At 58.6% G+C, this 13147-nt stretch carries 10 protein-coding genes, 1 pseudogene and 1 riboswitch; of the genes and pseudogenes, 7 read left to right on the top strand and 4 right to left on the bottom strand.

All coding sequences use genetic code 11. The features are described 5' to 3' along the window. Window position 1 precedes the first annotated feature (1 nt). The 6 genes from AGR2A_RS00840 to AGR2A_RS00810 all read left to right on the top strand — a co-directional run bounded on the left by AGR2A_RS00840 (window position 2) and on the right by AGR2A_RS00810 (window position 7658). Window positions 2–1828 carry an ABC-F family ATP-binding cassette domain-containing protein gene (locus AGR2A_RS00840; RefSeq protein WP_072495168.1) on the top strand — a complete coding sequence of 609 codons (1827 nt, stop codon included), beginning with the start codon at window positions 2–4 and terminating at the stop codon, window positions 1826–1828. An 88-nt stretch (window positions 1829–1916) separates the two neighbouring features. Next, window positions 1917–2309, top strand: a complete 393-nt coding sequence (locus AGR2A_RS00835; RefSeq protein ID WP_072495167.1) for a VOC family protein — start codon at window positions 1917–1919, stop codon at window positions 2307–2309. A gap of 45 nt (window positions 2310–2354) precedes the next feature. Further along, window positions 2355–2465, top strand: a riboswitch (TPP riboswitch). A gap of 37 nt (window positions 2466–2502) precedes the next feature. Further along, window positions 2503–3516 carry a thiamine ABC transporter substrate binding subunit gene (thiB, locus tag AGR2A_RS00830; RefSeq protein WP_080822336.1) on the top strand — a complete coding sequence of 338 codons (1014 nt, stop codon included), beginning with the start codon at window positions 2503–2505 and terminating at the stop codon, window positions 3514–3516. 19 nt (window positions 3517–3535) lie between these two features. Next, window positions 3536–5176, top strand: a complete 1641-nt coding sequence (thiP, locus tag AGR2A_RS00825) for a thiamine/thiamine pyrophosphate ABC transporter permease ThiP (protein ID WP_072495166.1) — start codon at window positions 3536–3538, stop codon at window positions 5174–5176. Further along, entirely contained in the window at window positions 5173–5889 is a 717-nt protein-coding gene (locus AGR2A_RS00820) for a thiamine ABC transporter ATP-binding protein (RefSeq protein WP_072495165.1), read from the top strand. The genes thiP and AGR2A_RS00820 overlap by 4 nt, the downstream gene beginning before the upstream one ends. A gap of 254 nt (window positions 5890–6143) precedes the next feature. After that, complete coding sequence (locus AGR2A_RS00810) at window positions 6144–7658, top strand: M48 family metalloprotease (RefSeq protein ID WP_072495164.1); 1515 nt, start codon at window positions 6144–6146, stop codon at window positions 7656–7658. Window positions 7659–7709: 51 nt separating this feature from the next. Here AGR2A_RS00810 and leuC read toward each other — a convergent pair whose 3' ends face one another. Next, a complete protein-coding gene (gene leuC / locus AGR2A_RS00805; RefSeq protein WP_072495163.1) occupies window positions 7710–9119 on the bottom strand; it encodes a 3-isopropylmalate dehydratase large subunit in 1410 nt (469 codons plus the stop codon). Window positions 9120–9532: 413 nt separating this feature from the next. On the opposite strand from leuC, the gene AGR2A_RS00795 reads away from it, so the two are divergent. Beyond that, window positions 9533–10810 (top strand): MFS transporter, encoded by a 1278-nt coding sequence (locus tag AGR2A_RS00795; RefSeq protein ID WP_022556971.1) that lies wholly within the window; start codon window positions 9533–9535, stop codon window positions 10808–10810. Window positions 10811–10857: 47 nt separating this feature from the next. Here the strand turns inward: AGR2A_RS00795 and AGR2A_RS00790 are convergent, their stop codons facing one another. The 3 genes and pseudogenes from AGR2A_RS00790 to rplS all read right to left on the bottom strand — a co-directional run bounded on the left by AGR2A_RS00790 (window position 10858) and on the right by rplS (window position 13147). Next, window positions 10858–11691 (bottom strand): amino acid ABC transporter permease, encoded by an 834-nt coding sequence (locus tag AGR2A_RS00790; protein ID WP_080822331.1) that lies wholly within the window; start codon window positions 11689–11691, stop codon window positions 10858–10860. Beyond that, window positions 11688–12484: pseudogene (locus AGR2A_RS00785) on the bottom strand (transporter substrate-binding domain-containing protein). Before AGR2A_RS00785 ends, AGR2A_RS00790 begins: the two are co-directional and overlap by 4 nt. 123 nt (window positions 12485–12607) lie before the next feature. Further along, window positions 12608–13147, bottom strand: a complete 540-nt coding sequence (gene rplS, locus AGR2A_RS00780; RefSeq protein ID WP_003505101.1) for a 50S ribosomal protein L19 — start codon at window positions 13145–13147, stop codon at window positions 12608–12610.

Here is a 13147-nt window from a genome sequence, read left to right as displayed (position 1 = left end):
CTTGGCACCCCCTATTTTGAAACTCGATGACATCAAGCTGACCTTCGGCGTTACCCCGCTGCTGGACGGCGCCAATCTCCAGGTGGAGCCGGGCGACCGCATCTGCCTTGTTGGACGCAACGGTTCCGGCAAGTCCACGCTGATGAAGATCGCAGCGGGCCTTGTCGAGGCCCAGTCGGGCGAGGTTTTCCGTCATCCCGCTGCAACCATCCGTTATCTGGAACAGGCTCCGGATTTTGCCGGTTACGATACCGTTCTGGCCTATGCCGAGGCGGGACTCGGGCCTGGCGACGATGCTTATCGGGTTACTTATCTTCTCGAGCATCTCGGGCTTACAGGTCAGGAAAACCCGGCAAACCTCTCCGGTGGTGAAGCGCGCCGCGCCGCGCTTGCCCGTGTCATGGCGCCGGAGCCCGATATTCTGATGCTGGACGAACCCACCAACCATCTGGATCTGCCGACAATCGAATGGCTTGAAAGCGAACTCCAGCAGACGCGCAGCGCGCTGGTGCTGATTTCGCACGACCGTCGTTTTCTCGAACGGGTTTCGACCTCGACCGTCTGGCTCGATCGCGGCCAGTCCCGCCGTCTCAATCGTGGTTTTGCCCATTTCGAGGAATGGCGCGACAAGGTGCTTGAAGAGGAAGAGCTTGAACAACACAAGCTCGGCAAGGCCATCGAGCGCGAAGAACACTGGATGCGTTACGGCGTGACCGCAAGGCGCAAGCGCAACATGCGCCGTGTCGGTGAGCTTCAGGCCATGCGGGCGGAATATCGTGGGCACAAGGGGCCGCAGGGGACGGTGCAGGCGACCGTCACGGAAGGCCGGGAGTCCGGCAAGCTGGTCATCGAGGCGGAGGCCATCACCAAGGCTTACGGTGAGCGCATGATTGTTGCGCCGTTCTCACTGCGGGTGCATCGCGGCGATTGCATCGGTCTCGTCGGACCGAATGGCGCGGGCAAGACAACGTTGCTGAAGATGCTCACCGGCCAGCTTGAACCAGACAGCGGCTGGGTGAAGCTCGGCACCAATCTCGAGATCGCAACGCTTGACCAGAAGCGCGAGGAGCTCAATCCCAACGATACGCTCGCACATTATTTGACCGACGGCCGGGGCGACAATCTTCTCGTCAATGGCGAGGTGAAGCATGTCACGGGTTATATGAAGGACTTTCTGTTCCAGCCGGAACAGGCCCGCACACCCATCCGCAACCTTTCCGGCGGCGAGCGTGCAAGGCTCATTCTGGCGCGTATTCTCGCCCGGCCGACCAATCTTCTGATTCTCGACGAACCGACCAACGATCTCGATATCGAAACGCTGGATCTGTTGCAGGAGATCGTGGCCGGTTTTTCCGGCACGGTCATCCTTGTCAGCCACGACCGTGATTTTCTTGACCGTACGGTCACCTCCACCATCGCGCCGGCCAATCCCGATCAACCGGACGGACGCTGGATCGAATATGCCGGTGGCTATTCGGATATGATGGCGCAGCGCAAGGGAGCTGCGGAAGAGAAACGAAAAGCTGAGAGACAGGAAAAGGCGAAAGCCGCACCTTCAGCCCCGTCTTCGCAGGAGCCTGGAAAGGCCAAGGCCAAGCTTTCGTTCAAGCAGAAATTCGCCCTCGAAAATCTCCCCAAGGAGATGGAGAAGGCGCAGGAAGAGATTGCAAAACGCGAGCAGCGCATGGCCGACCCGGAACTCTTCGCCAAGGATCAGGCGGCCTTCAACAAGCTGGCGCAGGAAATGGAAAAGCTGCGCGAAAAACTTGAGGCCATGGAAGAGGAGTGGCTGGAGCTGGAGATGCTGCGCGAGGAACTGGAAGGCTGAGGACGATCTTTCCGGCCGCCCCGCCATCCGCCTTTGACAGGACCGCGGAAATGCCGTTTGCTGTCCCGGTTCGGAGGAGTTCAACACCATGCGCATGATCTTCGTCAACCTGCCCGTCAAGAATATCGAGACATCGAGAGCCTTCTTCACGACACTGGGTTTCACCTTCAATCCGGAATATTCCGATGACCGCACGCTCTGCATGATTGTCGAGGAGAACATCTTCGTCATGCTCCTTCAGGAAGAGCGTTTCCGTGATTTCATCAACGGCGACATCGCCGACGCCAAGCGGAGTACCGAGGTACTGACCTGTCTTTCCGCCGGAAGCCGGGAGGAAATCGACCGTATGATCGAGGCAGCGCTCGCGTCAGGCGGCAGCCACTGGAAACCCATTCAGGATCACGGATTCATGTATGCAGGCAGTTTTCAGGATCCCGACGGCCACGTCTGGGAACTGGTGCACATGGCGCCGCAGGGTTGATGGCAGCCATCTTGCCAAGATGGGTCTGCGGGACTACACCATTATCTTGATCTAACGGGGTGTCTTTCGCGCTTGGGCGCAAAAGGCTGAGAGGCTTGCCAACCCGAAGAACCTGATCCGGTTCATACCGGCGGAGGGATTAGACGGCTTTCCTGCAGGCGGCTATTTCCCTCCTCGTTTTGAGGAGATATTCGTGCGCCGTCGTCTTTTTGTAAATTCCATCATTGCCGTTTCCATGCTTCTGCCCGGCTTCGCAGTTGCGCAGGAAAAACCGGAACTGACGGTCTACACCTATGAGAGCTTCGTTTCTGAATGGGGGCCCGGTCCCAAAATAAAGGAAGCTTTCGAGAAGGTGTGCGCTTGCACCGTCAATTTTGTCGGCGTGGCGGACGGCGTGGCGCTTCTCAACCGGCTGAAATTGGAAGGTCCGGGGTCCAAGGCGGATGTCGTCGTGGGACTTGATACAAATCTGGTCGCGGAGGCGAAACAGACCGGCCTTTTCGATGTCAGCGGCGTTGATGCATCAGCGGCCAAGGTACCCGGCGGCTATGAGGACGATGTGTTCGTTCCCTATGATTACGGCCATTTCGCTATCGTCTATGACACCCAGACGCTGAAAAGCCCACCAACGAGCCTCAAAGAACTCGTGGACGGCGACCCCGCCCAGAAGATAGCCATTCAGGACCCGCGCACCTCGACGCCGGGACTGGGGCTGCTTCTGTGGGTGAAATCGGTTTATGGCGACCAGGCGCCGGAAGCCTGGGCAAAGCTCAGGAAGCGGATCCTTACCGTTACGCCGGGCTGGTCGGAGTCCTACGGGCTCTTCACCAAGGGGGAGGTGCCGATGGTGCTGTCCTACACGACTTCGCCCGCCTATCATATGGTCGCCGAAAAGTCCGATCGTTATCAGGCCGCAGCTTTCTCCGAAGGACATTACATCCAGATCGAAGTTTCAGGCCTTCTCAAAAACGCGCCGCACAAGGATCTCGCAAAGCAGTTTCTCGCATTCACCCTCACCTCCGGTTTTCAGGATACCATTCCCGAAAACAACTGGATGATGCCGGTTGCGGCAACCTCCGCCCCCCTGCCGGAGGCCTTTTCCAGGCTCGTCGTGCCGCAGAAGACTTTCCTGATGCAGCCGGAAGAGGTCGCGAAAAACCGCAAGGCATGGATAGACGAATGGCTGACGGCCATGAGCATGAATTGAAGAAGAGGCGCGTCCACGCATGATGCTGCGTCGCGATTACCGGCGGTCAATCATTTTCGGGACGGCGGCTTTTGCCGCCGTTTTCCTGTTCATGGCGCTCGCCGTGTTTGCGCTTCTGTCCTTTGATGCGGGTGCATCCGCTTCCGGCATTTTGGACCCTTATACATTGCGTATTCTGCGCTTCACGGTTTATCAGGCGACGCTCTCCACCCTTCTTTCCATCATTCTTGGTCTTCCCGTGGCCTTGGCACTCTCCCGGCAGCGGGAGTTTCCGGGAAGGATCTGGATCATCCGGTTGATGGCAGTGCCGATGGGGCTGCCGGTGATCGTCGGCGCCTTCGGTATCATTACCATCTGGGGGAGGCAGGGTGTCTTGAATACGCTTCTTGTTTTCGCCGGCGCGGAAGAACCTTTCAGCATTTACGGTCTTTCCGGCATCCTCATTGCTCATGTGTTTTTCAATCTGCCGCTTTCCGTCCGGTTGTTGCTGGCCGGGCTGGAGCGTATTCCGGGCGAATATTGGCGCATGGCGGCGAGCCTCGGCATGGGGCCGATCTCGGTTTTCCGTTTTGTCGAATGGCCGGCCGTGTCCCGGCTTGTTCCGGGTATCGCCGGCCTCATCTTCATGCTTTGCGCCACCAGTTTTACGCTCGTGCTCCTTCTGGGCGGCGGGCCGGCGGCGACCACCCTGGAGGTCGCTATATACCAGGCGCTGCGGTTCGATTTCGATCCGCAGCGGGCGATCGCGCTCTCGGTTCTGCAGATCGTCCTCACCGCGGCCCTGCTCGGCCTTCTGGCCTTCCTGCCGTCGCCGGAAGCGGAAATCGCTTCACTTGGCCGGCCTGTGCGCCGTTTCGATGCGGGCCGCGCGGCGGCCCGCCTGTGGGACGGTCTAATCATCGTTTCCGCGGTGCTGTTGATCGGACTGCCGCTGGTCGCCATTGTGTTCTCGGGCGTCCAGGCAGACCTGCCGCGCCTCATCACAGCACCGGTCTTCCTGCGCGCGGCGGCGACAAGTCTTGGGATTGCCGCGTTCTCGGCAATTTTCGTGATCATCGTCAGCATGGCGATCATCCGCGCACGTCAGGCGGTCAGCGCGAAACGGCGGGCCGCGCGGCCTCTTCACGTCTTGTCCAGCGTTCTCGGCGCGGGATCGTCTCTGGTTCTGCTGGTTCCGCCTGTGGTGCTCGGAAGCGGATGGTTCCTTCTCTTGCGGCCTTTCGGTGACGTCGCTGTTTATGCCCCGGTTCTCGTGGCGCTCATCAACATGCTGATGGCCCTGCCGCTTGCCATGCGGGTGCTGGAGCCGGCCGTCACCAGCCATTTTCTCCGCACCGGCCGACTTTCCGCCAGCCTCGGGCTTCAGGGTCTGCCGCGACTGCGGTTCGCCGATCTGCCCGTCCTGTGGCGGCCGCTGGCCATGGCATTTTCCTTCGCGATGGCCCTGTCGCTTGGCGATCTCGGCGCGGTTGCCCTGTTCGGTTCAGAGAATTTCGTCACCTTGCCGTGGCTCGTCTATAGCAATATGGGCAGCTACCGGACCAACGATGCCGCCGGTCACGCCTTTCTTCTCGGTGTGGTCTGCCTGTTGCTTGCTGCAACCGGCGTATCGCGACATTCACAATCGAAGCGGGTAAAAGCGGCAGAGGCGATGACATGAAGGGCGACGATTTCGCAGTGCAGCTTGACAGGGTCAGGCTGCGGCTTGGAACGCAGGATTTCGACCTCGACTGTGCGTTTCCGCAGGGGCAGGTCACCGCTGTCGTCGGTGCATCCGGTTCGGGAAAATCGACACTGCTTAACCTCGTTGCCGGTTTCGAGTTGCCGGATTCCGGCCGCGTGATGATCGGCGGACGGGACGTGACGACGCTCGACCCTTCCGAAAGGCCTGTCTCTTCGATTTTTCAGGACAATAATCTTTTTGCCCATCTCGACGTTTTTACCAATGTCGCGCTTGGTATAAGCCCCACGCTCAGATTACACGCGGAAGACCGGCAAAGGATAAATGTTGCGCTTGCGCGCGTTGGTCTTTCGGGTTTCGACAAGCGTTTGCCGGGCACGCTCTCCGGAGGAGAAAGGCAGAGGGCGGCGCTTGCGCGCGCATTGGTCAGGAAGAAGCCCGTCATGCTGCTCGATGAACCTTTCGCCGCACTTGATCCAGGGCTACGGGCGGGCATGAGTTCTCTGTTGCTTGACTTGCATCAAGAAACAAATAATGCGGTGATTATTGTGAGCCATCACCCGGAAGACATAAAAAGATTAGCGCGGCGGGTGGTTTTTCTTGATCGTGGCCGTGTCGTTTTTGCCGGAGCGACAGCGGATTTCTTTGCCACACAAAATGTGAAGGCCGTGGACAGTTTCCTGAACGGGTGACCGCCTTATTTTCGACGCGCGCCGCTGGCAATCGCTTTAGATGACTTCAATGGCGCTAATTTGCACTTGCCAGTTTTAAGTTGTTGCCCGAGAAAAGATGAGAATTATTGCGTTCTTCAGGAATATTCCGGATTTGATGGATCGATTTTACCGTCTCGGCATTCATCGCCCGTTGGGGCGAATCTGTTATTCTGGTCTGCAATTAACGGATGATCAGGAACGTTAAGGGGCAGGCATAGAGAATGAAAAATAGCATGACTGCACAGCGGAGGCTCTTCTCCGGTTCAGGCCTTCGCCGTTCCGGCCGGCTCGCTGCGGCGTGGTGCGCGCTGACCGCTTCTGCCGTGTTGCTGTCATCGTGCCAATCTCTTTTCAGCCCGGCCTACCAGTCCACATTGCGTCCCTCGGACAATCCGCAGACGGTGGAAGAGGTTCAGAAGAACGATCCGCGCGCGCAGATGGGCGCACGCGAACATCCACGCATCGTGGCAAGCTATGGCGGCGAATATCGTGATGCCAAGACGGAGCGGCTTGTCGCCCGGATTGCCGGAGCGCTGACGGCCGTCTCCGAAAATCCGCAGCAATCCTACCGCATCACCATTCTCAATTCGCCCGCCATCAACGCTTTCGCTTTGCCCGGCGGGTATCTTTACGTGACGCGCGGTCTTCTGGCGCTCGCCAATGACGCCTCGGAAGTGGCGGCCGTGCTGTCGCACGAAATGGGTCACGTCACCGCCAACCACGGGATCGAACGTCAGCGCCGCGAAGAAGCGGAAGTGATTGCGAGCCGCGTGGTTGCAGAGGTCCTGTCCAGCGATCTCGCCGGCAAGCAGGCGCTTGCCCGTGGCAAGCTGCGGCTTGCAGCTTTTTCGCGCCAGCAGGAGTTGCAGGCGGATGTGATCGGGGTACGCATGCTTGGCGAGGCGGGTTACGATCCTTACGCATCGCCGCGCTTTCTCGATTCCATGGCGGCCTATGCGCGGTTCTCTTCGGCCGATCCGGAAAACGATCAGAGCCTCGACTTCCTTTCGAGTCACCCCAATACACCACAGCGCATCGAGCTTGCGCGCCGGCATGCCCGTGCCTTCGGCCAGGAAGGCCAGGTCGGAGATCGTGGCCGAGACTGGTTTCTGGATGGTATAGACGGGCTGCTTTACGGCGATAGCCCGCAGGAAGGTTATGTCCGCGGCCAGACATTCCTGCATGGAACGCTCGGCATTCGTTTCGACGTGCCGGAAGGTTTCGTGATCGACAACAAGGTTGAGGCTGTGCTGGCGACAGGGCCGGGCGAGGTCGCAATCCGTTTCGACGGCGTCGCCGATCCGAAACAGACGAGCCTTGCCAATTACCTGACGAGCGGCTGGGTCGCCGGCCTGCTGCCTGAAACGGTAAAGGAAACGCAGATCAACGGACTGGAGGCCGCGACAGCCCGGGCAAGCGCGGATAAATGGGATTTCGACGTCACGGTCATCCGCGTCGGCCAGCAGATATTCCGGTTCCTGACCGCGGTGCCGAAGGGCAATACGCAACTCGATTCCATCGCCAATACCTTGCGCACCAGCTTCCGCAAGATGACGCCGCAGGAGATCGCCTCCCTGAAGCCGCTAAGAGTGCGGGTAGTGACGGTGAAGCCGGGTGAAACCGTGGCCACGATGGCGGCGCGGATGATGGGAACGGAGCGGAAGCTTGACATGTTCCGCATGATCAATGCGATGGGCGCCACGGCCACGATTCAGCCCGGGCAAAGGGTAAAGATCATCTCTGAATAACAAAAACCCCGGATAGCCCCGGGGTTTTATGTTCAGGCCTTCACCCGGCAATCACTGCCACTCACGAACGTCAACAAAATGACCCGCAATGGCCGCCGCCGCCGCCATGGCGGGGGAGACGAGGTGGGTACGGCTCTTATAGCCCTGACGGCCTTCGAAATTGCGGTTCGAGGTGGAGGCGCAGCGCTCGCCGGGCTTCAGGCGATCGTCGTTCATGGCGAGGCACATGGAACATCCGGGCTCGCGCCATTCGAAACCGGCGTCGAGGAAAATCCTGTCCAGTCCTTCCTTTTCCGCCTGTTCCTTCACAAGGCCGGATCCGGGCACGATCATGGCCGAAACGCTGGGAGCCACCTTGCGGCCATCGACGATCTTGGCCGCGGCGCGCAAATCCTCGATGCGGCCATTGGTGCAGGAGCCGATGAAGACGCGGTCAATGGCGATATCGGTAATGCGCGTGCCGGGCTTGAGGCCCATGTAGTCAAGCGCGCGCCACTTGGAGGCCCGCTTGTTTTCTTCATCGATATCATCGGGATTGGGAACAATGCCTTGAACAGAGGTTACATCTTCCGGAGAAGAGCCCCAGGAGACGATAGGCGGAAGATTGGCCGCATCGAGGATGACGACCTTGTCGTAATGGGCGCCCTCGTCGGATTTCAGAGTCTTCCAGTAGGCGATCGCCTGTTCCAGCGTTTCGCCCTTCGGCGCACGCGGCTTGTCCTTGATGTATTCGAAGGTCGTTTCGTCAGGCGCAATCAAGCCGGCGCGCGCACCGCCCTCGATGGTCATGTTGCAGACCGTCATGCGACCTTCCATGGAGAGCGAACGGATCGCCTCACCGGCAAACTCGATGACATGGCCAGTGCCACCGGCGGTGCCTATCTCGCCGATAATGGCAAGGATGATGTCCTTGGCGGTAACGCCCTCGGGGATTTTGCCATCGACACGCACCAGCATGTTCTTGGCTTTCTTTTGGATCAGCGTCTGTGTGGCCAGAACATGCTCTACTTCGGAGGTGCCGATGCCATGCGCCAGTGCGCCGAATGCGCCGTGGGTGGAGGTGTGGCTGTCGCCGCAGACGATCGTCATACCCGGCAGGGTGAAACCCTGTTCGGGGCCGACGATGTGAACGATGCCCTGGCGCTTATCGCGTTCGGAATAATATTCAACGCCGAAGTCCCTGGCGTTCTGCGCCAGCGCTTCCACCTGAATTCGGCTTTCTTCGTTCTTGATGCCTTCCAGCCGGTCGGCGGTGGTCGGCACGTTATGATCGACCACAGCGAGCGTGCGGGCCGGCGAATGCACCGGACGGCCGGCGATGCGCAGACCTTCGAAGGCCTGCGGGCTCGTCACCTCATGAACGAGGTGACGGTCGATATAGAGAAGACAGGTTCCATCTGGGTCGCGATTGACGACGTGGTCGTCCCAGATCTTGTCATACAAAGTGCGGGGTGCGCTCATGGCTCTGTGCCTTGTCATGGAAAAGGATAGTAGGGTTCAGTAAGGCGGTGGACAGCGGTGCTGTCAGGCGAGCCTAAGTCGGCTGGTGAGCGCCCCGGAAATGCGCGCAAAGAAGCGTGCCGGCAGACGCTTGTGGTCCTGCAGCACATACACATTCTGAGCGAGACATCCGAATTTAGATCCCATGGCAACTTTCATAGCAGATCGATGGTTTTACGGCAACATGAATGCGCAGGAGACAGGCTGAAGGACAGGATCGTGCCAACACTATGCACTGCATCACGGCGAGACGGCCTGCCCAGCAACGCTTTGCGGTTGTTATGATGCAACGCAACTTGCCTATTTTGCAGCGCACATATAGATGGGTTCCCTTATCATTTGCATTCGACGAGAAATCGAAGGGAGGAAAGCATATGGTATCCGAAAAGGCCCTTATCTCGAAGATCACCTGGCGGCTCATGCCGTTTCTTGGCCTTCTCTATCTCATCGCCTATATCGACCGACAGAATGTCAGCTATGCCAAGCTGCAGATGGTCGACGCGTTGAGCCTCAGCGAATACGCCTATGGACTTGGCGCGTCGCTGTTCTTCATCGGCTACTTCATCTTCGAAGTGCCAAGCAACCTGTTCCTCAACCGCTTCGGCGCCAGCAAATGGTTTGCCCGCATTCTGGTTTCCTGGGGGGCCGTCACCATCGCGCTTGCCTATACGCAGAACGCCACGATGTTTTACATCCTGCGCTTCCTGCTCGGGCTTTGCGAGGCGGGCTTCTTCCCGGGTGTGCTGTTCCTGATGACGCTCTGGTTCCCGCGCGATTATCGCGGCCGCATGATCGGCCTGTTCATGATCTTCAGCGCGCTCGCCAATGCCATCGGCGCGCCGCTCGGCGGCATGTTGCTCGATCTCGACGGTTTCCTCGGTTATGCCGGGTGGGAATGGGTATTCCTTGCCACTGGTATTCCGGCTGTGATCGCTGGGATAGCCACCTTCTTCTATCTGGATGATACGCCCGAAAAGGCCAAGTTTCTGTCGCAGGACGAGAAGGACTGGCTGAAGAACCGGCTTGCCGAAGAGAACAAGGGCATGGAAGAGCATGCGGAAGATGGCTTCAAAGCCCTGATCAATCCGCGGGTTCTGTTCATGTCGCTCTGCTATGTTGGATTTCCGCTGGCCGCCTATGGTCTCAGCTACTGGCTTCCAACCATCGTGAAGAGCTTTGGCGTTTCCAACACCGCGAACGGTTTCATCAACATCATCCCCTGGGTGATCGTTGCCGTTGCCTTGTTCGTCGTGCCTCTGGCGGCCGATAAGGCAAAGAACAAGACGCCCTATATCGTTGGTCCTGCCTTTATCGGCGCGTTTTGCCTGCTGATGTCGGCATTGCTGAGCGACCCGGTGTTGCAGTTCGCTTTCCTCTGCATCGCCGCTGCAGGTATCTTTGCAGGCCAGCCGGTGTTCTGGAGTCTGCCCGGCCGCTTCCTCAAGGGAGCGGGCGCTGCTGCGGGTATCGCCGCCATCAATTCGGTCGGCAATCTCGGTGGCTTCGTGGCGCAAAACGTCGTGCCCTGGATCAAGGATCAGACCGGCAGCACCATTGCGCCGATGTTCTTCCTTGCCTTCTGCCTCGCGCTTGCCGGTGTGCTAGTCATCATCGCCACCCGCAAGATGGGCAATCAGGCTCAAACCGCCTGAACCAAAAGAGAGGGATAGCCGGATTGCTTCCGGCTGTCCCTTTTCCTTCATCCTTGTTTCGAGCGCATCGCCTTTTCAATCCGCCGCAATATCAGTGACAGGCCTATGATCAGGATCAGGTAGATATAGGCGACGATCGAATAGGTCTCGAAAAACCGGAAAGAACCGGCGGCATAGACTTTTCCCATTTGGGTGATGTCGGTGACGCCGAGCACCGAAACAAGTGAGCTGTCCTTCACCATCGAGACGAAATCGTTCGAAAGCGGCGGAAAGATCGTCCGGGTCGCCTGTGGCAGAGTGATCAGCCTGAAGCGCTGATAGCGGCTGAAACCGAGGGCCTTTGCTGCCTCGATCTGCCCCTCCGGAACGGCCTGTATGCCGGCGCGGAATATCTCTGCAATGAAGGCCGCATAACCGATGGTCAGTGCGATGATCGCCCGCCAGATCATCGATACGTCCCGCACAAGCAAAGGCTCCACCCATCCCTGTGAGACAAGCGGAGCAGTCAGCCCGTTATAGAGCGCCACCAGGCCTGGCGTTCCCACAAAAGCGATGTAGAAAAGCAGAACGATGATCGGTATGCCGCGAACCACTTCGATGTAAAACCGCGCCACTTGCCGTGCCACGATATTATCAGCCATTCCGACGATGGCGATGCAAAGGCCGAGCAATGTTGCCAGCATAAAGGCCGTGAGCGTGACGGAAACCGTGATGCCGACACCTTTTGCCACGGTGCTGAACACCTGCGTGTAAATGCCATTGACAGCGATCATCGCGGCAAGGGCAATGCCGATCACGAGGATCGCGAGCAGCCACCAGGGAAAATCCTCGCTCGTGCTGTTCTGCGTGTTCCGCTTTGTTGTGGCGTCGTGCAGCGTCATTCGCCAAGCTTGTAGTCGAGGAACCACTTCTTATCGAGTGCGGCGAAGGTGCCGTCCGCCTTCAGCGCCGCGATCGCGGCATTGACAGGGGCAACGAGATCGGAACCTTTTTTGAAGATGAAACCGAAGTCATCGCCGCCAAGCGGACCACCGATCAGTTTGAGCGTGCCGTTTGACGCATCGACATAACCCTTGCCGGCAACGCCATCGGTGAGCACGAGGTCGACATCGCCTGTTTTCAACGCCTGAACGCTGGCGCCGAAGGTTTCCATCAGACGAAGGCGCGGATTTTGCTCGTTGCCATCCAGAACATCGTAAACGGCGGTGTAGAAGGGCGTGGTGCCGGCCTGTGCGCCAACGAGACCTTTATCGAAGGCGGCGAAACTTTTTGCGTCGGTAAAGCGGTTTTCGTCTGCCCGCACCAGCATGAACATTTCCGAACGCATATAAGGGACGGAGAAATCCACTTTTCCCTGCGGTCGTCCTTGATGCTGATTCCGGTCATGCCGATGTCGTATTGCCCCGCAGAAACTGACTGGATCATCGCGTCCCAGGAAATATTCTGATATTCGACCTTGAAATTCAGCCGTCTGGCGATCTCTTCCATCGCATCATATTCCCATCCGATGGCTTTTCCGCTTTTCGGGTCGACGAATTGCAGCGGCGGATAGGCATTTTCCGTGACCACGACGACGGTGCGTCCCTCAAGATCCGGCAGATCGACGGCGCCGGCGAGTGCAGGCGTCATGGCCAATACGGCGAGGGCGGCGAGAAACGGGCGTCTGGCGATCATGAAAGGCTCCGGAGCGATTTTTCTCAAATTGCACGCTTGCCGGAGCGAGAGCAAGACATGTGAGCGCAACAAAAAAGGCGGTCCCAAGACCGCCTTTTCCGTAAATCCAGTAAACTGGAAATCTTATTCTGCTGCGGTTTCTGCAGCCTTTGCTGCTTCTTCTGCTGCCTTGGCTTCAGCAGCTTCGGCTGCTGCCTTTTCGGCGGCGAGAGCCTGTGCTGCTGCTACCTTTTCAGCTTCCAGACGTGCCTTTTCTTCGGCAGCTGCCTGGCGCTCGGACTCGTTCAGCTTACGGGCGCGCGTACCGGTGTTTTCAACGATACGGGCAGCCTTGCCGCGACGGTCGCGCAGATAGTAGAGCTTCGCACGACGAACCTTACCGCGGCGAACGATTTCAACGCCTTCGACCAGCGGCGAGTAGATCGGGAATACGCGCTCTACGCCTTCGCCGTAGGAGATCTTGCGAACGGTGAAGCTTTCGGAAAGGCCGCCGCCGGAACGGGCGATGCAAACGCCTTCATAAGCCTGAACGCGGGTACGGTTACCTTCGGTAACGCGGACGTTCACGCGCAGCGTGTCGCCCGGAGAAAACTCAGGCAGGGTGCGCTTTGCTTCGATCTTGGCAGCCTGTTCGGCTTCCAGCTGCTGAATGATATTGGTCAT

Origin of the sequence: Agrobacterium genomosp. 2 str. CFBP 5494, from assembly GCF_900013495.1 — a bacterium.
Taxonomy (GTDB): Bacteria; Pseudomonadota; Alphaproteobacteria; order Rhizobiales; family Rhizobiaceae; genus Agrobacterium; species Agrobacterium pusense.
This window is presented reverse-complemented; position numbering and strand designations above follow the sequence as displayed.

What these genes read in the sequence shown, in the direction of transcription:
- AGR2A_RS00835 (WP_072495167.1), top strand. Translation starts at nt 1,917, where the DNA reads ATGCGCATGATCTTCGTCAACCTGCCCGTCAAGAATATCGAGACATCG.
- thiP (WP_072495166.1), top strand. Translation starts at nt 3,536, where the DNA reads ATGATGCTGCGTCGCGATTACCGGCGGTCAATCATTTTCGGGACGGCG.
- AGR2A_RS00820 (WP_072495165.1), top strand. Translation starts at nt 5,173, where the DNA reads ATGAAGGGCGACGATTTCGCAGTGCAGCTTGACAGGGTCAGGCTGCGG.
- AGR2A_RS00810 (WP_072495164.1), top strand. Translation starts at nt 6,144, where the DNA reads ATGACTGCACAGCGGAGGCTCTTCTCCGGTTCAGGCCTTCGCCGTTCC.
- leuC (WP_072495163.1), bottom strand. Translation starts at nt 9,119, where the DNA reads ATGAGCGCACCCCGCACTTTGTATGACAAGATCTGGGACGACCACGTC.
- AGR2A_RS00795 (WP_022556971.1), top strand. Translation starts at nt 9,533, where the DNA reads ATGGTATCCGAAAAGGCCCTTATCTCGAAGATCACCTGGCGGCTCATG.
- AGR2A_RS00790 (WP_080822331.1), bottom strand. Translation starts at nt 11,691, where the DNA reads ATGACGCTGCACGACGCCACAACAAAGCGGAACACGCAGAACAGCACG.
- rplS (WP_003505101.1), bottom strand. Translation starts at nt 13,147, where the DNA reads ATGACCAATATCATTCAGCAGCTGGAAGCCGAACAGGCTGCCAAGATC.